This window comes from Streptomyces sp. NRRL WC-3742 (assembly GCF_000720635.1).
Classification (GTDB): Bacteria; Actinomycetota; Actinomycetes; order Streptomycetales; family Streptomycetaceae; genus Kitasatospora.
This window is the reverse complement of record NZ_JOCF01000076.1, coordinates 1-22,171: the sequence shown is the minus strand read 5'-3', so window position 1 is coordinate 22,171 and position 22,171 is coordinate 1. Positions and strand designations below refer to the sequence as shown.

Below are 22,171 nucleotides of genomic sequence, written 5' to 3'. Positions count from 1 at the left end.
CACGTCCGTAGCGGACCGGTCACCCCTTTTTCGCCCCGGGTCGTCCCGTCCCGCCTCCCGCCAGGGCCTGCGGGCGGCTCACGTCGTACACCCCGGAGACCCGCAGCATCGCCCGCATCAGTCCCGGCAGGGCCCCCGGCTCGGGCAGTTCCACGGTGTAGCGGTGGCGCACCCGCAGCTGCTGCGGCGGCTCGACCTCGGCCGAGACGATGCCCACGCCCTCGGCGGAGATCGCCGCCGTGAGGTCGGCGAGCAGCCGGGGCCGGTTGAGCGCCTCGGCGTCCAGGGTGACGCGGTGGCCGGCCACCGGGGCGTCCTGCGGCTTCCAGCGCACCTCCAGCTCGGCCCGGCCGTCCGCCCGCATCCGCTCCCCGGCCGGGCAGCCGGTGCGGTGCACGGCGACGGCGCCGCCGCGGATCGGGTAGCCGGTCACCTGGTCGGGCGGTACGGGCGTGCAGCAGCGCGCCAGCCGTACGGGCGCTCCGGGGCGGCCGGTGACGGTGACGGGTGCGGAGCGGCGCCCGGCGGCGGGCTGCTCCACCGCGGGCTGCTCAACGGCGGCGGAGGCTCCGGAGGGCCCGGTGCGCACCACCGGAGGGCCGGCCGGGTGGTCGGCGAGCCAGCGCTCGATGGCCAGCCGGGCGGCGGGGGTGCGGGCGAACTCCAGCCACTGCGGGGAGGGCCCGGAGGGCTGGGCGCCCCCGGCGGTGGGGGCCTCGGTGAGGACGGCCAGCACGTCGCCGTCGCGCAGCGCGGTGGACAGCGCGGTGAGCCGGCCGTTGACGCGGGCGCCGATACATCGGTGGCCGGTCTCCTCGCCGAGCAGGTAGGCCGCGTCCACACAGGTGGCTCCGGCCCTCAGCTGAAGCGTTTCGCCGCTCTCCGTCACCACGGTGATCTCGCGGTCGCCGGCCAGGTCGGCGGTGAGCGCGGACCAGAAGGCGTCCGGGTCGGGGGTGTCCTGCTGCCACTCCAGCAGCCGGCTGAGCCAGCCGGGCCTGGCCGGGTCGGTGCGGTCCAGCTCGTCGGTGACGGGCGCGGCGGCGGCGGGCGTCGGGTCGCCGAGCGCGACCACCCCGGTCTGGGCGACCTCGTGCATCCGCCGGGTGCGCACCAGCACCTCGACGACGGCCCCGCGCTCCAGTGCCACGGCGGTGTGCAGGGACTGGTAGAGGTTGAACTTGGGCGCGGCGACGAAGTCCTTGAACTCCCCGGGCAGCGGCGTCCAGCAGGTGTGCAGCTCACCGAGCACGGCGTAGCAGTCGGCGTTCTCCTCGACGACGACCAGCAGCCGCCCGAAGTCGGCGGGCTGCGGGCCCTGCGGCCGCCCGTCGCGGCCGGGCGCGGCGGACCGCCTGAGCAGCACCCGGTGCAGCGAGACGCAGTGCCGGGGCCGGACGGTGACCTCGGAGGCGATGCCCGCCTCGGCCAGCTGCCGGGCGAGCTGCCGGGCGAAGGGTTCCAGCAGGGCGTCCGGCTCGTCCTCGTGACCGGCCATCAGGGCGCGGGTGCGGGCGTGCTCCTCGGGGTGCAGGGTGGCGAAGACGATGTCCTCCAGCTCTGCCTTGAGCACCTGGATGCCGAGCCGCTCGGCCAGCGGGATCAGTACGTCCCGGGTGACCTTGGCGATCCGCACCTGGCTGGCCGGCTTCATGTGCCGGATGGTGCGCATGTTGTGCAGCCGGTCGGCGAGCTTGATCACCATGACCCGGACGTCGTCGCCGGTGGCGACGAGCATCTTGCGGAAGGTCTCGGCCTCGGCGGCGGCGCCGAAGTCGACCTTCTCCAGCTTCGTCACCCCGTCGACCAGATAGGCGACTTCGGGGCCGAACCCGGCGCTCACCTGGTCGAGCGTCAACTCGGTGTCCTCGACGGTGTCGTGGAGCAGCGAGGCGACCAAGGTGGTCGTCCCGGCGCCGAGTTGGGCCAGGATCATGGTGACGGCCAGCGGGTGGGTGATGTACGGCTCGCCGCTCTTGCGCTTCTGGCCGCGGTGGCTGGCCTCGGCCAGCCGGTAGGCGCGGGCGAGCAGCGCGAGGTCGGCCTGCGGGTGGTGCTCGCGGTGGACGCGCACCAGTGGTTCGAGCGCGTCCGGCACGGGCTGGCGGCCGGTGGCGAGCAGGGCGGCCCGGCCGGCCCTTCCCAGGGCGGCCAGGCCCAGCTCTCCGAGGGGCCGTCGGGCCCCGGCTTGCCGTGCGGTCGTCGGCTGCCCCGTAAGGGACTGCCCGGCTTCGATGGTCATCGGCACCTCCGGCAGCTCGCCGGGCGCTGCCCCTCGTGGGGGCCGGTCGTGTCACCCCTCCCCCGAGGGGTGATCACCCGGTGGTCCATGCTACCGAGCAGAACACGTTCCGCGTCGCCCTGCTTCCCCTCCGCGACCGGTATCACCCGAACGGGGGGATTCGTCACCGATCGAAGTGGGCAAAACGGGCCGTCAGCCCTTGGTGACCGACTCCCACCAGCGCTCGTCCAGCCGCCCCTCGGCCACGATCACGGCCGGGCCCGTCATCTCCACGAGCCCGTCCGGGTGCTCGGTGATGACCAGCCGGCCGCCGGGCAGGTCCACGGTGTACGAGGCGGCCTCCCCGGTCACGGCCGGGTCCGCGCCGTCCCGGCGGATGGCCGCCACGGCGACGGCGCAGGCGCCCGTCCCGCAGGAGAGGGTCTCGCCGGAGCCGCGCTCGTGCACCCGCATGGCGACGTGACGCGGGCCCCGGTCCACCACGAACTCGACGTTGACGCCCTCGGGGTAGGCGCCCTCGGGGCTGGTGAGCGGCGCGTCGTACAGGTTGCCCGCGTGGTCCAGGCTCTCGACGAAGGCGACGGCGTGCGGGTTGCCCATGTTGACGTTCAGGGCCGGCCAGCGGTGCTCGCCCACGGCCACCTCGATGCCGTCCGAGCCGCCCGGCAGCCGGGCGTGGCCCATGCCGACGGTGACGTCGCCGGGGGTGCCGTCCGGCCCGTCCTCGGCGATCCGGGCGGTGCGCACCCCGGCGCGGGTGGCGATCGCCAGCTCCCCGGGCTCGGCCAGGCCCGCCTCGATCAGGAACCGGGCGAAGACCCGCACGCCGTTGCCGCACATCTCGGCGATGCTGCCGTCCGCGTTGCGGTAGTCCATGAACCACTCGGCCCGGTCGGCCTGGTCCTTCGCGGCCGGGTCGTTGGCCGCCCGCACCACGCGCAGCAGCCCGTCCGCCCCGATCCCGGCCCGCCGGTCGCACAGCGCGGCGACGGCCTGCGGCCCGAGGTCGAGCAGCCCGTCCGGGTCCGGGACGATCACGAAGTCGTTCTGGGTGCCGTGCCCCTTGAAGAAGGGGAGACCCGCCTGCGGGAAGGAGCCGGACTGCGGAAAGGAGGATGCGCTCACCCTCCCGATAGTACTGACGCTCCCGGCCCCCTACCGGAGGTAGGCCACCCGCCAGACGGCGAGCACCGAGGCGGCCAGCGCGACGAGGGTGTAGACCACGATCGCCTTCCACCCCGCCCGCTGCCCCGAGCCGCGGCGCGGCAGGCCCGGCCACTTGTAGCCGGCGTGCCGGGCGGCCATCGCGCCCCAGCCGACCGAGGCGGCGGTGAGCAGCAGCCCGAGCATCCCGACCATGGTGGCGCGCGCCCCGGCCGAGCCGAAGGCGAGCGGGAAGGCGAACATCAGGGAGCCGAGGATGCCGAGCAGCGCGATCGGCAGGATCTGCCACCAGCGCAGGCGGCGGCGCGGCCGGATCTCCCGCTCGTGCACGGCGGCGTTCGGCGGGGTGCGGGTGTCCAGGGCGGGCACCGCGGTCGCGTACGAGGTGGGCACTTCGAGGCCCGTCAGCACGGGGAGATCGCCCATGGTCGACTCGTCGAACTCCTCCGCCGCGGCGGTGACGCTCCCGCGCTGGCCGGGTTCGGGGCCGGTACCCGTCGACACACGGCCTCCCCTGACAGTTCGACACGAGCGGACTCGCGGCCTGGCCCGGTCGGCCCGCCCGGGCCGACCCCTACGGCATCGATGATGGCATGTCCAGAGGTGCGGCCCGGTCCGGATCGGGGTCGTCGGGTGATCCGTGGCCATCACGTGATCGGGCCGTGACCCCCGGTTCGTCCTGCACGGTCGGCTGCGCGCGCAGGTGCACCGCCGAATTGGCCGAAACCCGTGTCAGACGGCCGGAACTTCCTGACGGCCAATCAGTTCGAGGGAACGTTCCAGCAGCTCGACGGGGTCGGTGCCGGCCGGGCGGGAGAGCCAGGTGATCCGGTCGTCGCGGCGGAACCAGGACTCCTGGCGGCGCGCGAACCGCTTGGTGGCCCGTACGGTTTCGGCCCTCGCCTCCTCCTCGGTGCACTCCCCGGCGAAGTGCGCCAGCACCTGCTGGTAGCCGAGCGCCCGGGAGGCGGTCCGCCCCTCCCGCAGGCCGACCTCCTCCAGCGCCCGCACCTCGTCCAGCAGCCCGGCCTCCCACATCCGGTCCACGCGCAGCGTGATCCGCTCGTCCAGTTCGGGGCGCGGCACGGCGACGCCGATCTGCACCGCCTCGTACACGGCGGTGTTGCTCGGCAGGTTGGCGGTGAACGGCTGCCCGGTGATCTCCATGACCTCCAGCGCCCGCACGATCCGCCGCCCGTTGCTCGTCAGGATCGCCTCCCCGGCCGCCGGGTCCAGCTCGGCCAGCCGCCGGTGCAACGCGTACGGGCCGACCTGCTCCAGCTCGGCCTCCAGCCGGGCCCGCACGGCCGGGTCGGTGCCGGGGAACTCCATCTCGTCGATCGCCGCCCGCACGTACAGCCCGGAGCCGCCGACCAGGACGGGCGTGCGCCCGGCGGCGAGCAGCCGGTCGATCTCGGCGCGGGCCAGCCGCTGGTACTCGGCGACACTGGCGGCCTCGGTGACGTCCCAGACGTCCAGCAGGTGGTGCGGCACTCCCCCGCGCTCGGCCGTGGTGAGCTTGGCGGTGCCGATGTCCATGCCCCGGTAGAGCTGCATCGAGTCGGTGTTGATCACCTCGCCGTCGAGACTGCGGGCGAGGGCGACGGCCAGGTCGGACTTTCCGGCGGCGGTCGCGCCGACGATGCTGATCACACGGGAGCTGCTCACCGCTCCAGTCTCCCAAAACCGGCCCGGCACCGGAGACCGGGCTGCCGCCGGGCCCGACCTGCGCGACGATATGACTGTCTCCTCCACTGCGCCGCCGGGCCTCCTTTGCGAACTCTTTGCCCGTCCCGGACGTTGTGCAGGAAGACAGCCGAGGAAGGGTGAGATCGCCATGGGTCTGATGGACAACCTCAAGGGCAAGGCCGAGGAGCTCAAGGAGAAGGCCAGCGAGCTCGCGGGCAAGCACCACGAGCAGATCGACAGCATGGTCGACAAGGCCGGCGGCGCGATCGACAAGGCGACCAAGGGCAAGTACAGCGACAAGATCGAGCACGGCGCCAGCAAGGCCAAGGGCGCGGTGGACGACTTCGCCCACAAGCCCGAGCCCGGGCAGCCCGGCGGCGAGGGCCCGACCCCGCCGCAGCCCTGACCTGCGAAGACCCCCAGGACGCCCAGGGTCTCCAGGACGCTTAGGACGCCTGGGACCAGGACGCCACGAGGTACCCGACGCCGTACGGCGCGTCCTGGTAACCGAGCCGGGCCGTGAGGCCGGCGCCCTGCGCGGCGCCGGCCAGGACCTGCCAGGGTGCCCGGCCCTCGGCCTTGAGCTCGGCGGCCAGGGCGGCGTCCAGCGCGGCCAGGGCCGCCACGTCGGCCGAGCCCAGCGCGGCGGCCAGGGCGGCGTCGAAGCCCTCGGCCCGCTCGTCCAGGTACCCGGGCGCCTTCAGCGTGCGGCAGGCGCTGCCGTCGCCCATCACCAGCAGGCCCACCCGGTCGGCGAGCCCGGCCAGGCCCTGGCCGAGGCCCAGCATCCGGTCGGCGGGGGCGTCCGCGGGCACCGCACAGGCGTGCGTCGGCAGGTCCACCCCGGCGCGTTCCAGCAGCCACGCGCCCACGGTCAGCGAGGGCGCCAGCTCCGGCCCCTCGACCCGCCCGCCCGGCAGCTTGGCGACCAGCGGCACCCCGTACCGCTGGAACGACCCGGCCCCGCCCTCGGTCCACACCTCGGCCTCCGGCCCGGCGCCGACCACCACGAGCAGCTCGGGCCCCGCCGCGACCAGCGCCGCCAGCGCCTCGTCACAGGCGGCGCGCAGCTCGTCCAGCTCCGGCGCCGCACCGGCGGCGACCTCGGGGACGAGCAGCGGCGGACAGGGGCACACGGCGGCGGCTACCAGCATGTGGATCACTCTATCCGGGAAGCCGAACGGCCCGGCAGGAGTGGAAACTCCTGTCGGGCCGCCCGGAACAGCGGTCAGTCCCCGCAGCAGGCCCCGCCCGCCGGAGCGGCCAGCGGCAGCTCGGCCGGAACGCCGAGCTTCGGCAGCCCGAGCATCACCCCGGCCGGCTTGGCCGCCGGCTGCGCCTGCCGCTTCTCCCAGGCGTCGCCCGCCCGGGTGCGGCGCACCGCGAGCGCCGGGCCCTCGGCGAGCAGGTGGTGCGGGGCGGCGTAGGTGATCTCGACGGTCACGATGTCGCCCGGCCGCACCGGCTCCTCCGGCTTCGTGCTGTGCTCGTCGTTCACCCCTCGAAGCCTCGGGTTGAAGTGCACCAGCCGGTTGTCGGGCGCGCGCCCGGAGAGCCGCTGCGTCCGGTCGTCCTTCTTGCCCTCGCCCTCGGCGACCAGGACCTCCAGCGTCCGGCCGACCTGCTTCTTGTTCTCGTCCCAGGAGATCTCCTCCTGGAGCGCGATCAGCCGGTCGTAGCGGGCCTGGACGACTTCCTTGGGCACCTGGTCCTCCATCTCGGCCGCCGGGGTCCCGGGCCGCTTGGAGTACTGGAAGGTGAAGGCGTTGGTGAAGCGGGCCTCGCGGACGGTGTGCATCGTCTCCTCGAAGTCCTCCTCGGTCTCGCCGGGGAAGCCGACGATGATGTCGGTGGAGATCGCGGCGTCCGGCATCGCCTCGCGGACCTTGCGGATGATCCCGAGGAAACGCTCCTGCCGGTACGAGCGGCGCATCGCCTTCAGCACGCGGTCGGAGCCGGACTGCAGCGGCATGTGCAGCTGGTGCATCACGTTCGGGGTCTCGGCCATCGCGGCGATCACGTCGTCGGTGAAGTCGCGCGGGTGCGGCGAGGTGAAGCGGATGCGCTCCAGGCCCTCGATCTGCCCGGCGGCGCGCAGCAGCTTGGAGAAGGCTTCGCGGTCGCCCAGGTCGGAGCCGTACGCGTTGACGTTCTGGCCGAGCAGGGTCACCTCGATGACGCCCTCGGCGACGAGCGCCTCGACCTCGGCGAGAACGTCGCCGGGGCGGCGGTCCTCCTCCTTGCCGCGCAGGGCGGGGACGATGCAGAAGGTGCAGGTGTTGTTGCAGCCGACCGAGATGGCGACCCAGGCGGCGTAGGCGGATTCGCGGCGGGTCGGCAGGGTGGAGGGGAAGGTCTCCAGCGACTCCAGGATCTCGACCTGGGCCTTGCGCTCGACCGCGGCCCGCTCCAGCAGGGCCGGCAGGTGGCCGATGTTGTGGGTGCCGAACACCACGTCGACCCAGGGGGCCCGCGCGACGATGCTCTCGCGGTCCTTCTGCGCCAGGCAGCCGCCGACGGCGATCTGCATGCCCTTGTTGCGGGTCTTGGCCGGCGCGAGCTGCCCGAGGTTGCCGTACAGCTTGTTGTCGGCGTTCTCCCGCACCGCGCAGGTGTTGAACACCACCAGGTCCGGGTCGCCCTCGGCACCGGCCTTGACGTAGCCCGCCTCCTCGAGCAGGCCGGACAGCCGCTCGGAGTCGTGGACGTTCATCTGGCAGCCGTGCGTGACGACCTTGTAGCTCTTCAATCCGCTCTCACCGCTCACCAGACCAGGGTACGGGCACCCGCGAAGCGGTTTTCCCGGCCCGTCGCACAAGCGCTCCCCCTCCCGTTCGGCGGAAGTGCCTGGCAGTATCCCTGCATGGCCCCCACCCTCCCGTCCCGTCTCGGCGCCGCCGCCCGCACGGCCGCGCGCAGCCGGCTGTGGCGGACGGTGCTGGTCATGGCCCTGCTGCTGGCCGGCCTGGGCGGCTGGTACCTGTCGGCCGGCGGGTCCCCGCGCGGCCCCCGCGGCGAGGTCCGCTTCGCCACCGGGGTGCCCAGCGGCGTCTACGACCGGTACGGGCAGATGCTCCAGGAGCACGTCACCCGGGCGATGCCGGGGGTGAGACTGGCCCTGGACGGCACCGCGGGCTCGGTCGAGAACCTGGAGCGGGTGATCAGCGGCAAGGACGACTTCGCGATCGCCACCGCCGACGCCGTGGCCGACTACCAGGGCCCGGACAAGGGCAAGCTGCGGGCCATCGCCCGGCTGTACGACGACTACCTGCAGCTGATCGTCCCGGCCGACTCCGCCGTGCACCGCACGGCCGACCTCAAGGGCAAGCGGGTCGGGGTGGGCCTGCGCCAGTCCGGGGTGAACCTGGTGACCAAGCGGCTGCTGGCGGCGGCCGGGCTGGACCCGGACCGCGACATAACGCCGGCGCCCACCGGGATCGTCGAGGCCGCGCAGAAGCTGCGCGACGGCGAACTGGACGCGTTCTTCTGGTCCGGGGGCCTGCCGACCAGTGCCCTCACCGACCTCTCCGCCCGCATGGCGATCAGGGTCGTGCCGCTGAGCGACCTCGCCGAGGCCCTGCACCGGGCCGAGGGCGGCGGCACCGACGCCTACCGCGCGGCCACCATGCCCAAGGGCACCTACCCGGACGCCCAGCCCTCGGACGCCGTCGCCACCGTGGCCGTGCCCAACCTGCTGATCACCAGGGCCGACGTCGGCGACGACCTGGTCGAGGGCATGACCAAGGCCGTGATCGACAGCCGCGACCAGATCGGCTCCAAGGTCCATGCCGCCCAGCTCGTCGACCTGCGCACCGCCGTCTACACCGACCCGCTCCCCCTGCACACCGGCGCGTCCCGCTACTACCGGTCCGTGAAGCCCTAGAAGCCCTGGGAGCCCTGGGAGCCCTGGGCCTGGCAGCCCTCGGAGCCCTAGCGTGCCTCCGGCCGGGGCACCGTCAGCGTCACGGCCAGCCCGGTCGGCTTGACCGGGGCGAAGGAGAGCGAGCCGCCGCCGGCCGTCAGCAGGGTGCGGGCGATGGACAGGCCCAGCCCCGAGCCATCCACGTTCTGGTGGCGCGGGCTGCGCCAGAACCGGTCGCCGGCCCGGGTCAGCTCGTCCTCGGTGAGGCCCGGCCCGGCGTCGCTGACCGTCACCGCGACCTCGCCGCGGCGCACCGCGACCCGCAGCCGCACCTGGCTGCCGGGCGGGCTGAACTTGAGCGCGTTGTCGAGGACGGCGTCCAGCGCGGAGCCGAAGCCGATCGGGTCGGCCATGCCGACGGCCAGCGCCGGGCCGTCCCAGCGCAGTTCCAGGCCGCGCTGATCGGCCACCGGCCGCCAGGCGTCCGCGCGGGCCAGGGCGAGCTGGGCGAGGTCGGTCTGCTCGGGCTCGGGCCGGGAGTGCTCGGCGGTGGCCAGGCCGAGCAGGTCGTCCAGCACCCGGGCCAGCCGCACGCCCTCCTCCCGTACGCCGCCGAGCTCCTCCTCGTGGCCCTCGGGCAGTTCCAGGCCGAGCAGCTCGACGCGCAGCAGCAGGGCGGCCAGGGGGTTGCGCAGCTGGTGCGAGGCGTCCGCGACGAACGCCTTCTGCTGGTCCATGGCGAGCACCACGTGGTCCGCCATCTCGTTGAACGACCGTGCCAGCCGCTGGAGTTCGGGCGGCCCTCCGCCGGGGGCGACGCGGGCGTTCATCCGGCCGGTGGCGATGTCGTGGGTGGCCCGGTCCAGGGTGCGCACCGGGCGCAGCACCCACTCGGTGAGCCGGACGGCCAGCAGCACGGCGACGATCATCGCGGCCGCCTCGCCTCCCGCGATCACCAGCCACTGGTGGAGGACCCGGGTGCGCAGCGCCCCGGTCGGGGACTCGCTGAGCACCACCGCGACCACGTCGCCGTCGCGCACCACCGGGGTGGCCACGGTGATCGTGCGGTCCGGGGTCCACGGCCAGACCTGCGGCGGGTTGTGGCTGCGCCGCCCGTCCAGCGCCTCCTGGAATGCCTGGGCGCCCCAGCCGCCGGCGGGCACCCGCCACTCGCCGGGGGCGACGGAGATCGGCGAGCCGTCGCGCTGGAAGATGCCCAGGCGCACGCCGTACAGGTCGAAGTAGCGGCGGACCTCGGCGTCGATCGCGTGCTTGCGGCTGAGGTCACCGGGGGCGGCCTCGGTCTCGCCCTTGCGGGCGGCGTCCACGGAGACGGCGCCCGAGGTGGGCAGGTCCTGGGCGAAGCGGGCGGCGTCGTCGAGCCGGTCGACGACCACCCGGGACTGCTCGGCCGCCGCCACCGCCGCCGCCAGCGGCAGGCCCAGGGCGGCCAGCACGCACAGCATGAGGGCGATCAGAATGCCGAGCAGGCGGGTGCGCACGTGCGGTCAGTGCTCCGGGGGCTGCTGCCCGGCGGCGGGCGCCGGGGACTCGGGGATCAGCCGGTAGCCGACGCCGCGCACGGCCTCGACGAGCCCGGGCAGCGCCAGCTTGTTGCGCAGCGAGCCGATGTGCACCTCCAGGGTGCGCCCGTTGCCCTCCCAGCCGCTGCGCCAGACCTCGCTGAAGATCTGCTCGCGCCGGTAGACCACGCCGGGGCTCTGCGCGAGCAGGGCCAGCAGGTCGAACTCCTTGCGGGTGAGCGGCACGTCGCGGCCGTCGACGCTGACCCGGCGGCGTTCCCGGTCGATGCGGATGCCGCGCGACTCCAGCGGGCCGCGCTGCTGCGGCACGGCGTCGAGCGCGGGCACCGAGGCGGCGGAGGGGCCGGCTCCGCGGCGGGCGACCGCGTGGATGCGGGCGAGGAGCTCGCCCATGTCGTACGGCTTGGTGACGTAGTCGTCGGCGCCCAGGTTGAGCCCGTGGATGCGGGAGCGGATGTCGGCGCGGGCGGTGACCATGATCACGGGCACGCCGCTGCCGGCCCTGATCCGGCTGCACACCTCGAAGCCGTCCCGGTCGGGCAGCCCGAGGTCGAGCAGCACCACCCGGTACGGGTCGTTGCCGTCGGGCACCAGCGCGTCGAGCGCCTCGTGCCCGCTGCGCGCGTGCCGGACCTGGAAGCCGTGCCGCCCGAGCACCGCGACCAGTGCGGCGGCCACGCGTTCGTCGTCCTCGACGAGCAGCAGTCGCATTCCGTTCTCCTCCTCTCCCCACGAGATCTTCCGTGATCTTCCGTGATCGGCCGAGACCAGCCGTGATCACTGGACCGTTCGGTCGGTCCCGGCCCTGCGCAGTATGAGCCAGAGGACGGCCCGACGCCAGGCACGGCCGCGCACCGGACCCGTGGGGAGCGGTGAGCTCCGGTGCGGCCGCCCGCTGTGACATGCCCGATCGGCGGCCTCACGAACGACGCGCGCAGGCCATGTGGCCGTTTCGTGATCCTCAAGTTCCGCTCAGATCGGCTGACTGGGCACAGTCACGCCTCCTAAGGTCGGCCCACCGGGGGCTGCGGCTCCGCCGGTCGCGGCCCCCGATCCACGTACCACCATTGCCACCCAAGGGAGTTGAGGCTTTCCTGGTGGCATGACCGACTTTGAGGGAGCAGGCGCGATGACCGAGAGCCCCATCGAGGACTCCACCCCCGCGGCCCGCCCCCTGGTCGTGATGGACAACGTCAACAAGCACTACGGCGCACTGCACGTGCTCCAGGACATCAACCTGGAGATCACCCAGGGCGAGGTCGTGGTGCTGATCGGTCCGTCCGGGTCGGGCAAGTCCACGCTCTGCCGGACGATCAACCGGCTGGAGACGATCGACTCCGGCCGCATCTCCATCGACGGCAGCCCGCTGCCCGAGGAGGGCCGGGAACTGGCCCGCCTGCGCACCGAGGTGGGCATGGTGTTCCAGAGCTTCAACCTCTTCGCGCACAAGACCGTGCTGGAGAACGTCGTCATCGGCCAGGTCAAGGTGCGCAAGGTCGCCAGGGCCGCGGCCGTGAAGACGGCGCGGGAGCTGCTGGAGCGCGTCGGCGTCGGCGCGCAGGCGGACAAGTACCCGGCCCAGCTCTCCGGCGGCCAGCAGCAGCGCGTGGCGATCGCCCGGGCGCTGGCGATGAAGCCCAAGGTCATGCTCTTCGACGAGCCGACCTCGGCGCTCGACCCGGAGATGGTCAACGAGGTGCTGGAGGTCATGCGCCAGCTGGCCGCCGACGGCATGACGATGGTCGTCGTCACCCACGAGATGGGCTTCGCCCGCTCCGCCGCCAACCGGGTCCTGTTCATGGCCGACGGGAAGATCGTCGAGCAGAACACCCCGGACGCCTTCTTCACCGCGCCGCGTTCCGACCGTGCGAAGGACTTCCTCTCGAAGATCCTCCACCACTGACGCTTCGAGCCCCTGCGGAGCCGGCCCGGCAACGAGGCCGGCCCCGCCCGCGCACAACCCCCAGACGTCAGAGCCCGGTTGACGCCGTGGCCCGGCCCCAGGAGAACGACCCTCATGAAGGCTTCCCGCACCCTCGCCGTCGCGCTCTGCGCCGTCGCGCTCACCGCCACCGCCGCCTGCGGCAAGGACGGCACCCCCGGCGCCTCCGACAACGCGGCCTCGGCCAGCAACGCCCCCAAGGCGCCGAGCTACGCCGTCAAGACCGACGTCAAGATCGACTCCCCGGCCCTCGCCGAGGCGAAGAAGCGCGGCCAGCTGATCATCGGCGCCAAGGCCGACCAGCCCTTCCTCGGCTTCGAGGAGCCCGGCAGCGGCGACCGCAGCGGCTTCGACATCGAGATCGCCAAGATGATCGCCGCGGACCTCGGCTTCACCCCGCAGCAGATCAAGTGGTCGACCCTGGTCTCCTCGCAGCGCGAGCCGGCCATCTCCAAGGGCCAGATCGACTTCTACGTCGGCACCTACAGCATCAACGACGAGCGCAAGAAGACGGTCTCCTTCGCGGGCCCGTACTACATCGCCGGCCAGGACCTGCTGGTGAAGGCCGACAACACCTCGATCACCGGCCCGGACAGCATCGCGGGCAAGAACATCTGCACCGCCACCGGCTCGACCTCGATCAAGAACATCCAGAAGTACAACGCCAAGGTCACCCAGTTCGACACCTACTCGGCCTGCGTGGACAAGCTGACGACCGGTGAGGTCGACGCCGTCACCACGGACGACGCGATCCTCAAGGGCTACGCCTCCAAGTTCAAGGGCCAGCTCAAGGTCGTCGGCAAGCCGTTCACCGAGGAGAAGTACGGCGTCGGTCTGAACAAGGACGACAAGAACCTGCGCGACGCGATCAACGACGCCATCAAGGCCCACCAGGACAACGGCGACTGGAAGAAGGCGTACGACGCGACGCTCGGCCTCTCCGGCTCCCCGGCGCCGGCCACCCTGCCGACCATCGACCGTTACTGATCCACCGCACGTTCCGACAATCTCCTGAGAGGAGGGCCGCCGAATGGGTTTCCTGTTCGAGGACGACAACTTCTCGTTGTTCCGCGACGGCTTCCTGCAGACGATCGAGCTGAGCGCGCTCAGCGCGCTGCTCGCCCTGCTGCTGGGCACCCTGCTGGCGGCCTTCCGAGTCTCCCCCGTCCCGATCCTGCGCGGATTCGGGACCGCCTGGGTCACGGTCTTCCGCAACACCCCGCTGACCATCCTGTTCTTCGCCGCGGTCTTCGGCCTGCCCAGGCTCGGCGCGAGCCTGAGCTACCTGACCCTCGCCACGCTGGCGCTCGGCGGGTACACCGCCTCGTTCGTCTGCGAGGTGATCCGCTCGGGCATCAACACCGTGCCGCTGGGCCAGGCCGAGGCCGCCCGGAGCCTGGGGATGGGCTTCGGCCAGACCCTCTTCCACATCGTGCTGCCGCAGGCCGGTCGCACCGTCCTGGGCCCGATGAGCAGCGTGTTCATCGCCCTGCCGAGGAACTCCGCGATCGCCGGCGCCTTCAGCGTCAGCGAGCTGTACAGCGCCCAGCAGGCGTTCTCCGAGAAGGGCTACTCGATCTTCGCGATCTTCTTCTGGGTGGCCTGCGCCTACCTGCTCATCAGCGCCACGATCGCTTCGCTGTTCCGCTTCCTGGAATCCCGACTGGCGGTGGCCCGATGAGTCTCCTCAACCGCTCCGCGACCGCGAGTGTCCTCTACGACGCCCCCGGTCCCCGGGCCCGCGCCCGCTACCGGGTGTTCGGGATCGTCTCGCTGCTCGCCATCGCCGGGCTGATCTGGTTCGCCGTCGCCACCCTGGCCGACAAGAACCAGTTCGACCCGGACCTCTGGGACGTCTTCCAGTACACCAACATCCAGCAGCGGATCGTGGACGGCCTGCTGTCCACCCTGAAGGCGTTCGGCCTGGCCGCGCTGTTCTCGCTCGCCCTGGGCGCCCTGCTGGCCGCCGGCCAGCTCTCCGACCACAAGCCGGTCCGCTGGGCCTGCACCGCCGTCGTCCAGTTCTTCCGGGCGATGCCCCTGCTGATCCTGATCGTCGCGCTCTACTACGCGTTCTTCGCCAAGGAGCCGATGTGGGCGCTGGTGCTCGGCCTCACCCTCTACAACGGGTCGGTCCAGGCCGAGATCATCCGCAGTGGCGTCAACGCCGTGCCCCGCGGCCAGGGTGAGGCGGCATACGCCCTCGGCATGCGCAAGACCCAGGTCATGACCTTCATCCTGGTGCCGCAGGCCGTCCGCTCGATGCTGCCCTCGATGATCGGCCAGCTGGTCGTCACCCTCAAGGACACCTCGCTCGGCTTCATCATCACGTACCACGAGCTGCTGTTCGTGGGGAAGGCGATCGCCAGCCAGCCGCTGTACGCGGCCTTCCCCTACATCCCCGTGGTCCTGGTGATCGGCCCGATCTACATCGCGATGTGCCTGCTGCTGACCGCGCTCGCCAACTGGATCGAGAGCCGCGGGCGCCGCGGCGCGAACCGGCGCACTTCGACTGCTGCTTGACGGACACGCAGGTGATCTGTTGCATTGCTCTTCGTGACACCTCCCGGGAGCATCCACGCGGCATATGCGGCAGCGGTAACTGACGCCGGCCGATCGGCCGGTTCGTGCCCGGAGGTTCCCTCATGGACCCGGTGATCGTGGTCGGGGCCGGACCGGTCGGTCTGGCCCTGGCCCTCGCCCTGGCCCGGCACGAGGTGCCGACCGTCATTCTCGACGAGGGCTCCGGGCTCTGCCCCGAGGGCCCCCGCAGCGTCGTCCTCGGCGCCGACTCCACCGCGTTCCTGACCCGCATCGGCTACCCCCGGGCGGTCTCCGACTCTGCGCTGTGGGACTCCTTCTCCATCTGGCGCCGCCGCCAGGAGACGCTGCGGATCGACCTCACCGACTCCCCCACCTTCCACCTGCCGCAGCACCGCCTCCAGCGGGGCCTGCGCGACGCACTCACCGCCACCCCGCTGATCCGGCTCGTCCCGCTGCACCGGGTCGTCGAGCTCGAACAGGACCGCGACGGCGTCAGCGTCCGCACCACCGGCACCCGGGACGGCGCGAGCACCTGGTGGCGCGGCAGCCACCTGGTGGGCTGCGACGGCGCCAGATCCGCCGTCCGCAAGCTGCTCAAGATCCGCTTCCCCGGCCGCCCGGCCGTCGACCGCAACGCCGTCGCCACCGTCCGCGTCGACCTGCCCTTCGACGGCGCCCGGCTGCACCGCGAACCCCCGTGGCGCGGCGACCGCGAAGCCTCCGCCCGCCCCCTGCCCGACGGCGTCTGGCGCCTCGACTGGCGCCTGCCCCCCGGCCGCCCCGACCCCGCCGAACAGGTCGACCCGCACGCCACCTGGCCCGGCATCGTCACCGGCGACACCCTGCTCACCCGGGTCACCTCCACCCTCACCGGCTGGTGCGGCGGCGACCTCCCCCGCTACGAGCTGCTCGCCGCCGCCGACCACACCGCCCAGCAGCGCCTCGCCGCCCGCTTCCGGGTCGGCCGCTGCTTCCTCGCCGGCGACGCCGCCCACCTGCACGGCGCCCTCGGCATGCAGAACCTCGCGGACGGGCTGCGCGACGCCGACAACCTCGCCTGGCGGCTCTCCCTGGCCTGGCACCTGCACAGCGGCGGCCCCCAGCCCGGCGGCTCCCTGCTGGACGGGTACGAGGCCGAGCGCCGCGGCGCGGTCGGCGCCCGGCTGCGCGCCGTCGACCAGTCGATGCCGCTGCTGCGCCCCCTGCGCGGCTGGGCGCAGACCCGCCGTTCGCTGCTCGTCGGCGGCTTCCGCAAGCACGCCCCGCTGCTGGCCGACGGCCAGCTGGGCACCGGCCGCTTCGGCGGCGCCCCCGCCTACCCGGCCGCACCCTCCGGCGTGCCGAGCCGCGTCCCGGTGCAGCGCGGGGCCCGCGGCACCACCTCGCTCAGCGAGCTGCTGCCCGCCACCGCCCCCGGGGTCCTCGTCCCGGACCTGCCGGTGCTCGCCGCGGACGGCACCCCGGACCACCTCCACGCCCGGCTCGGCGCCACCTTCCTGCTGCTGCTGGTCGCCCCCGGCACCGCCGTCTGGTCCTCCGAGCACTGGCTGAGCGCCGGCCTGATGCCCCGCCTCGCCGAGGTCGCCGCCGCGCTGCCCGTACCGGCCGAGGTCCTGGTCACCGAGGAGTACCCGGAGGCGGGCCCCCACACCGTCCTGCTGATCCGCCCCGACGGCCACCTGGTCGGCGCCACCCAGGGCGCCGCCGCCGACGACCTGCTGGCACTCGCCGACGGCGCCCGCGGCGGCCCGGCCCCGCTCACCACGGCGCCCGAGCCCACCCCCGAGCCCATCGCCCAACCGGTCGAATAGCCGGGTCGTCGGACTGTCGGGTAGACGAGTAGTCGAATGACCGGAGGCCGGGCCCGTCGGGCCCGGCCTCCGGTCCTACTCCCGCCCCTCGTCCTCCAGCGCCTCCCGCACCACCCGGAACGCCAGGCCCTCCGAGTAGCCGCGCCGCGCCAGCACCCCGACCAGCCGCCGCATCCGGACCTGCGTCTCCAGCCCCCGGGTGCTCCGCAGCCTGCGCTCGACCAGCGCCCTGGCGGCCTCCGTCTCGTCGTCGTAGTCGAGATGGGCCACGGCCCGCTCGACCAGCTCCGCGTCCACGCCCTTGGTGCGCAGCTCCTGCGCCAGCGCCCGCCGGGACAGCCCCCGTACGGCGTGCCGGGACTCGACCCACGCGGCGGCGAAGGCCGCGTCGTCGATCAGCCCGACCTCCTCCAGCCGGGTCAGCACCCCGTCGGCGACGTTCTCCGGGATCTCCTTCTTGCGCAGGGCGTCCGCGAGCTGCTTGCGGCTCTTGGCGGAGCCCGTCAGCAGCCGCAGGCAGATGTCCCTCGCCCGGGACTCCGGATCCTCCGGCTCCTCGGCCCGCTTCCGGGCCGTACGGCCCTCGCCGCGTTCCTCCCCCGAGCGCGAGCGCCGGCGCCGGCCCTCCATCGGGGCGGCCGCACCCCCGTGACCGGCCGCCCCCTCCGCCACGTCCTCCGCCTGTTCGGCGTGCTCGGCCGCCAAGGCCGAGCGCCTCCGACGCCGCCCGGTGGGCAGCTCGGAGGCGGTGACCAGGCCGAGTTCCTCGACCGTCACCTCCGCCGGGCCCGGCCCGGGCGCCGGACCGGGCTCCTCCGCCACCGCGGCGAACCAGTCCGGCGGCCCGTACTCGTCCTCGGCGCCCGCCGTGTCGTGCTTCCTCAACGGCTCAGCCCTTGGCTGCCGCCGTCTTCTTCGCCGCGGCCGTCTTGGTGGCGGTCGCGGTGATCGGCTTCGCGGCACCGTCGACGGCGGCGACCTCCGGCGCGGCAGCCTCGGCGGCCGGCTCCTCCACCTTCGGGCCGATGCCGAGCTTGCTCTTGATCTTCCGCTCGATCTCGTCGGCGAGCTGCGGGTTGTCCCGCAGGAAGTTGCGGGCGTTCTCCTTGCCCTGGCCCAGCTGGTCGCCCTCGTACGTGTACCAGGCGCCCGACTTGCGGATGAAGCCGTGCTCGACGCCCATGTCGATCAGGCCGCCCTCGCGGCTGATGCCCACGCCGTAGAGGATGTCGAACTCGGCCTGCTTGAACGGCGCGGCGACCTTGTTCTTGACCACCTTGACGCGGGTGCGGTTACCGACCGCCTCCGTGCCGTCCTTCAGCGTCTCGATGCGGCGGATGTCCAGACGGACCGAGGCGTAGAACTTCAGCGCCCGGCCACCCGTCGTGGTCTCCGGCGAACCGAACATCACGCCGATCTTCTCGCGCAGCTGGTTGATGAAGATGGCGGTGGTGTTCGACTGGTTCAGCGCACCGGCGATCTTGCGCAGCGCCTGGCTCATCAGACGGGCCTGCAGACCGACGTGCGAGTCACCCATCTCACCCTCGATCTCGGCGCGCGGCACGAGCGCCGCGACCGAGTCGATGATCACCAGGTCGATCGCGCCGGAGCGGATCAGCATGTCGGTGATCTCCAGGGCCTGCTCACCCGTGTCCGGCTGGCTGACCAGCAGGGCGTCGGTGTCCACGCCCAGCTTCTTGGCGTACTCGGGGTCGAGCGCGTGCTCCGCGTCGACGAAGGCGACCGTGCCGCCGGCCTTCTGGGCGTTGGCGGCCAGGTGCAGCGTCAGCGTGGTCTTACCGGAGGACTCGGGGCCGTAGATCTCGACCACGCGGCCTCGCGGAATGCCGCCGACACCGAGGGCGACGTCCAGCGCGGTGGACCCGGTGGAGATCACCTCGACCGGCTCGTTCGCCCTCTCGCCGAGGCGCATCACCGAGCCCTTGCCGAATTGCCGTTCGATCTGGGCGAGTGCGGCCTCTAGGGCCTTCTCCTTGTCCGTACCTGCCATGACCTTTTCCCTCGGGTTCTGTGCTGTGCGCTTCATCGTCCTCGACGCTAGCGCGTCCCACTGACAAACGAGCCCCACCCGCCTCAGCCTGTGGAAAACTCCTCGCCGGAGAGTACAAAGAACATCTGTTCGATTCAAGCATCACCCGAACGCCACGCGCCCCGACCACGCGCCCCGACCACTCCCCCTGACCACTCCCCCCGACTACTCCCCCCGCTCCCCGTCCCCGCCCACCATCCGCCGCAGCCGCCGGCTCGCCTCCCGCCGCAGCGCCCGCCGGGCCCGCCGCTGCTCGCCGCGGTCGATCCGCGGGTCGCTGGCCACCTCGTACCGCTTCACGTACGTCCCCACGAACCCCTGCAGCGTCGCCGCCGCCGGGATCGCGATCAGCGCCCCCACCGCCCCCAGCAGCGCGGCCCCCGCGATGACCGCCCCGAACGCCACCGCCGGGTGCACGTCCATCGTCCTGGCGGTGATCCTCGGGTGCAGCAGGTAGTTCTCGATCTGCTGGTACACCACCGTGAACAGCAGCACCCACAGCGCGTCCACCGGCTCCACCGTGAGCGCCACCAGCACCGGCAGCGCCCCCGCCAGGTACGTCCCGATCGTCGGCACGAACTGCGACATGACGCCCACCCAGATCGCCAGCGCCGCCGCGTACGGCAGGTCGATCAGCGCGAACATCACCCAGTGCCCGGCCGCCGACACCACCGCCAGCACCGCCCGCGAGTACAGGTACCCGCCGGTCTTCGCCAGCGCGATCTCCCAGGCCCGCAGCACCTCCGCCTGCTTGGCCGGCGGCAGCATCGAGCACACGGTCCGCCGCACCCGCGGCCCGTCGGCCGTGAAGTAGAAGGTGAACAGGCCGACCGTGAACGCCTGGAACAGCCCGCCGATCAGCGTCGACGACAGCCCCCACACGTTGTCGGCCGCCTGCTGGGCGTAGTTCTCGATCGCCCCGGAGTCCTTGAGCAGCTTCTTCTGCAGCTCGCCCATCGACACGTCCTGATGGAACGTCCTGTTGATCCACCCGATCAGGTTGTCGACCAGGTGCGGCAGGTCCCCCGCGATCTTCGCCACCTGATCGACCAGCAGCGTCCCCAGCGCCGCCAGGAACCCGGCCACCGCCACACCGACCGCGATGAACACCAGGCACGTCCCGACGCCCCGCCGCACCCCCCGCGCCGCCATCCGGTCCACCGCCGGCTCCAGCGCCAGCGACAGGAAGAACGCCACCAGCAGCATCACGAACAGGTCGGTCAGCTGCAGGAACGCCCAACTGGCCAGTTGGAACACCCCGAACAGCACCAGTGCCAGCACCATCGCCCGGGGCAGCCATCGCGGCATCCCACCGCCCCGCAGCGCCCCCGCGCGGCCCCCGCGCTCCTCGCCGGCAGCCTCGGCCGGCCCTTCCCGCTCTTCCGTACTACTCGTCACCCGAACAGTCTGGCGCAACCCCCGTCAGCGCAACGGCCCCGAAACCCCCTGGGTCTCGCACACCACCCGCCACACGTCCTTGGCCTCCCACCCCGCCTCCAGCGCCTGCCGGACCGTGCGCCCCCCGAGCTCGCTCATCACGTGATCGCTCGCGAACGACTCCGCGTACCCCTCGCCGAAGTGCGCGTACATCCGTCGCCAGAACTCCGTCAGCCTCATCCCCCCAGTATCCCGAACCCCACTCCCGCCACCTGCCCTCAGCGGGGCAGGACCACCAGCCCCGCCCCGAAGTACCGCCGGTCCCCGCACCCGTAGGGCCCCGCCGAGCACCCCGCCGAGGCCGCCTCCGCCAGCGCCCCCGCCAGCCGGTCCGCCCCGTACTCCGGATGGCCGGCCGCCACCACCGCCACCGCCCCGGACACGTGCGCGGCCGCCATCGACGTCCCCGCCAGCGCCGCGTACTGCCCGCCCGGCCAGTCCGAGACGATCGCCCCCCGGGGTCCCCCGTCCGGATCACCCCCGGGGGCCGCCAGCGACACGTGCCCCCGCCCGAAGTTCGAGTACCCCGACGGGCGCCCGTCCCGGTTCACGGCCGTCACCGTCACCACCCCCGGCAGCTCCCCGGGCAGCCGGATGCACTCCGCCCCCAGGTACCGCGTCCGCGCCGCCCCCGACACCCGGTCGTTGGGGCTCCGCTCGTCCGTCCGCCCCGCCCCCAGGTCCTGCCCGTCGTTCCCCGCCGAGGCGACCACCACCGCCCCCTTGCGCCGCGCGTAGTCGACCGCCCGCCCGACCGCCGCGGTGATCGCCGCCTGGTCCGCGTCCTGCGGGCAGTTGTACTTCCACGGGTCGGCGAAGTAGCTGTTGTTGACGGCCCTGGCCCCGTGGTCGGCCGCCCACAGCATCCCGCAGACGATGTTCTCCGCGTAGTACTGCCCGAGCGGCCCCAGCAGCCGTACGGCGCCGATCCGCACGCCCGGCGCCACCCCGCTGACGCCCCGTCCGTCCCCCGCCGCCCCGACGATCCCCGCCACGTGCGTCCCGTGCCCGCTCTCCCCCACGCCCGGATCGGGCCGCCAGGCCCCGGTGCGGGCGTCCGGCCGGCCGTCCGCGCAGGACGCCGACGCCTTGGGGTCGACGGCCGCCCGCAGATCCGGATGGGTGTCGTCCACCCCCGAGTCCAGCACCGCCACCAGCACCTTCCGCAGCGCCTCCACCGACGCGCCCCCGGCCCGCACCGCCGGCCCCGTGGCGCCGCCGCCCCACACGCTCACCGCGCCCACCATCGCCAGGTTCCACCCGTCCCCCTGCGCGGGATCGGGCACCACCGGCGTCACCCCCTCGTCCCGCGCATCGGCACTGGCCCCCGCGGCGAAGTCCCCGGCCCCCGCGACCCCCCGCGGCGGCCCCACCACCGGCGCCGTCCGCGTGGCCCCGACCGCCGCGATCCCCGGCCGCCCCCGCAGCTTCTCCGCGAAGTCCCCGGTCGCGTACGCCAGCACCGCCCCGATCTGCGGATACTCCTGGACGACCTGCCCGCCCGCCGCCTTGCTCTCGGCCCCCGCCAGGGCGGCCCCCGCCGCGTCCACCCGCTCCCCGAGCACCAGGTAGCTGAGGTACGCCCGCCCGGGCCCCGACACGTACGGAACGGCGCCGCCCAGCACCAGCGCGGTGAGCAGCATCGCCAGCAACGCCCGCGCGGGCCCCTTCACACGGCGGCGTATGCGCCTGCCGGACGGGTGCGCCTGCGGCATCGCACGGTCTCCGCTCGTCGATCCAGTGAGGTCCCGGCCACGGATTGGTCACATGCCCGAATCATCACCATATGAGCAGATCATCCAACTCGCTCCCCCGGCTACACCCGGCCGGCGCCCACCCCACTTGTCGGCCCCACCCGGCACCATGGGGGCATGGCGCCCCACACC

20 protein-coding genes are annotated in these 22,171 nt (G+C 73.2%); 7 read left to right on the top strand and 13 right to left on the bottom strand.

Going from position 1 to position 22,171, the window contains the following annotated elements; all coding sequences use genetic code 11:
• Positions 1–19 precede the first annotated feature (19 nt).
• The 4 genes from IH61_RS0133035 to miaA form a co-directional block, all read right to left on the bottom strand.
• A complete protein-coding gene (locus IH61_RS0133035; protein WP_063763317.1) occupies positions 20–2,242 on the bottom strand; it encodes a RelA/SpoT family protein in 2,223 nt (740 codons plus the stop codon).
• Between the two features lie 192 nt (positions 2,243–2,434).
• Positions 2,435–3,367, bottom strand: a complete 933-nt coding sequence (gene dapF / locus IH61_RS0133030) for a diaminopimelate epimerase (RefSeq protein WP_051838480.1) — start codon at positions 3,365–3,367, stop codon at positions 2,435–2,437.
• Positions 3,368–3,397: 30 nt separating this feature from the next.
• Positions 3,398–3,910, bottom strand: coding sequence for a hypothetical protein (locus tag IH61_RS43450; RefSeq protein WP_051838479.1), 513 nt, complete (start codon positions 3,908–3,910; stop codon positions 3,398–3,400).
• Positions 3,911–4,138: 228 nt separating this feature from the next.
• The gene (gene miaA, locus IH61_RS0133020) at positions 4,139–5,074 is read right to left on the bottom strand and encodes a tRNA (adenosine(37)-N6)-dimethylallyltransferase MiaA (protein WP_031076684.1); all 936 of its coding nucleotides are present in this window, start codon (positions 5,072–5,074) and stop codon (positions 4,139–4,141) included.
• A gap of 169 nt (positions 5,075–5,243) precedes the next feature.
• On the opposite strand from miaA, the gene IH61_RS0133015 reads away from it, so the two are divergent.
• On the top strand, positions 5,244–5,501 hold the full coding sequence (locus IH61_RS0133015) for an antitoxin (RefSeq protein ID WP_031076682.1): 258 nt from the start codon (positions 5,244–5,246) through the stop codon (positions 5,499–5,501).
• 40 nt (positions 5,502–5,541) lie between these two features.
• Here the strand turns inward: IH61_RS0133015 and IH61_RS0133010 are convergent, their stop codons facing one another.
• Together IH61_RS0133010 and miaB are read right to left on the bottom strand one after the other, a co-directional pair.
• Positions 5,542–6,249: a class III extradiol dioxygenase subunit B-like domain-containing protein gene (locus IH61_RS0133010; RefSeq protein ID WP_031076681.1), complete on the bottom strand. Its 708-nt coding sequence runs from the start codon at positions 6,247–6,249 to the stop codon at positions 5,542–5,544.
• 74 nt (positions 6,250–6,323) lie between these two features.
• Positions 6,324–7,862: a tRNA (N6-isopentenyl adenosine(37)-C2)-methylthiotransferase MiaB gene (miaB, locus tag IH61_RS0133005; RefSeq protein ID WP_267884085.1), complete on the bottom strand. Its 1,539-nt coding sequence runs from the start codon at positions 7,860–7,862 to the stop codon at positions 6,324–6,326.
• A 96-nt stretch (positions 7,863–7,958) separates the two neighbouring features.
• Here miaB and IH61_RS0133000 point away from each other — a divergent pair, with 96 nt between their 5' ends.
• Complete coding sequence (locus IH61_RS0133000; protein ID WP_031076676.1) at positions 7,959–8,978, top strand: TAXI family TRAP transporter solute-binding subunit; 1,020 nt, start codon at positions 7,959–7,961, stop codon at positions 8,976–8,978.
• 47 nt (positions 8,979–9,025) lie between these two features.
• On the opposite strand, the gene IH61_RS0132995 is transcribed toward IH61_RS0133000, so the two are convergent.
• Positions 9,026–10,459, bottom strand: a complete 1,434-nt coding sequence (locus IH61_RS0132995) for a sensor histidine kinase (RefSeq protein WP_031076674.1) — start codon at positions 10,457–10,459, stop codon at positions 9,026–9,028.
• Positions 10,460–10,465: 6 nt separating this feature from the next.
• Positions 10,466–11,212, bottom strand: a complete 747-nt coding sequence (locus IH61_RS0132990; protein ID WP_031076672.1) for a response regulator transcription factor — start codon at positions 11,210–11,212, stop codon at positions 10,466–10,468.
• Between the two features lie 418 nt (positions 11,213–11,630).
• Between IH61_RS0132990 and IH61_RS0132985 the strand changes: the two genes are divergently transcribed.
• The 5 genes from IH61_RS0132985 to IH61_RS0132965 all read left to right on the top strand — a co-directional run bounded on the left by IH61_RS0132985 (position 11,631) and on the right by IH61_RS0132965 (position 16,798).
• Positions 11,631–12,404, top strand: a complete 774-nt coding sequence (locus tag IH61_RS0132985; RefSeq protein WP_031076671.1) for an amino acid ABC transporter ATP-binding protein — start codon at positions 11,631–11,633, stop codon at positions 12,402–12,404.
• 114 nt (positions 12,405–12,518) lie between these two features.
• Positions 12,519–13,430, top strand: coding sequence for a glutamate ABC transporter substrate-binding protein (locus IH61_RS0132980; RefSeq protein ID WP_031076669.1), 912 nt, complete (start codon positions 12,519–12,521; stop codon positions 13,428–13,430).
• Between the two features lie 43 nt (positions 13,431–13,473).
• Positions 13,474–14,124, top strand: coding sequence for an amino acid ABC transporter permease (locus tag IH61_RS0132975; RefSeq protein ID WP_031076667.1), 651 nt, complete (start codon positions 13,474–13,476; stop codon positions 14,122–14,124).
• A complete protein-coding gene (locus IH61_RS0132970) occupies positions 14,121–14,966 on the top strand; it encodes an amino acid ABC transporter permease (protein WP_031076665.1) in 846 nt (281 codons plus the stop codon). The genes IH61_RS0132975 and IH61_RS0132970 overlap by 4 nt, the downstream gene beginning before the upstream one ends.
• Before the next feature lie 122 nt (positions 14,967–15,088).
• On the top strand, positions 15,089–16,798 hold the full coding sequence (locus tag IH61_RS0132965) for an FAD-dependent monooxygenase (RefSeq protein ID WP_031076663.1): 1,710 nt from the start codon (positions 15,089–15,091) through the stop codon (positions 16,796–16,798).
• Between the two features lie 75 nt (positions 16,799–16,873).
• Here the strand turns inward: IH61_RS0132965 and IH61_RS0132960 are convergent, their stop codons facing one another.
• The 5 genes from IH61_RS0132960 to IH61_RS0132940 form a co-directional block, all read right to left on the bottom strand.
• Positions 16,874–17,683, bottom strand: coding sequence for a regulatory protein RecX (locus IH61_RS0132960; RefSeq protein WP_420714021.1), 810 nt, complete (start codon positions 17,681–17,683; stop codon positions 16,874–16,876).
• Between the two features lie 4 nt (positions 17,684–17,687).
• The gene (gene recA, locus IH61_RS0132955) at positions 17,688–18,809 is read right to left on the bottom strand and encodes a recombinase RecA (protein WP_031076658.1); all 1,122 of its coding nucleotides are present in this window, start codon (positions 18,807–18,809) and stop codon (positions 17,688–17,690) included.
• A gap of 204 nt (positions 18,810–19,013) precedes the next feature.
• Positions 19,014–20,246 carry an AI-2E family transporter gene (locus tag IH61_RS0132950; RefSeq protein ID WP_051838478.1) on the bottom strand — a complete coding sequence of 411 codons (1,233 nt, stop codon included), beginning with the start codon at positions 20,244–20,246 and terminating at the stop codon, positions 19,014–19,016.
• 24 nt (positions 20,247–20,270) lie between these two features.
• Complete coding sequence (locus tag IH61_RS0132945; RefSeq protein ID WP_031076654.1) at positions 20,271–20,465, bottom strand: DUF3046 domain-containing protein; 195 nt, start codon at positions 20,463–20,465, stop codon at positions 20,271–20,273.
• Between the two features lie 38 nt (positions 20,466–20,503).
• Complete coding sequence (locus IH61_RS0132940; protein WP_234327432.1) at positions 20,504–21,958, bottom strand: S8 family peptidase; 1,455 nt, start codon at positions 21,956–21,958, stop codon at positions 20,504–20,506.
• Positions 21,959–22,171 lie beyond the last annotated feature (213 nt).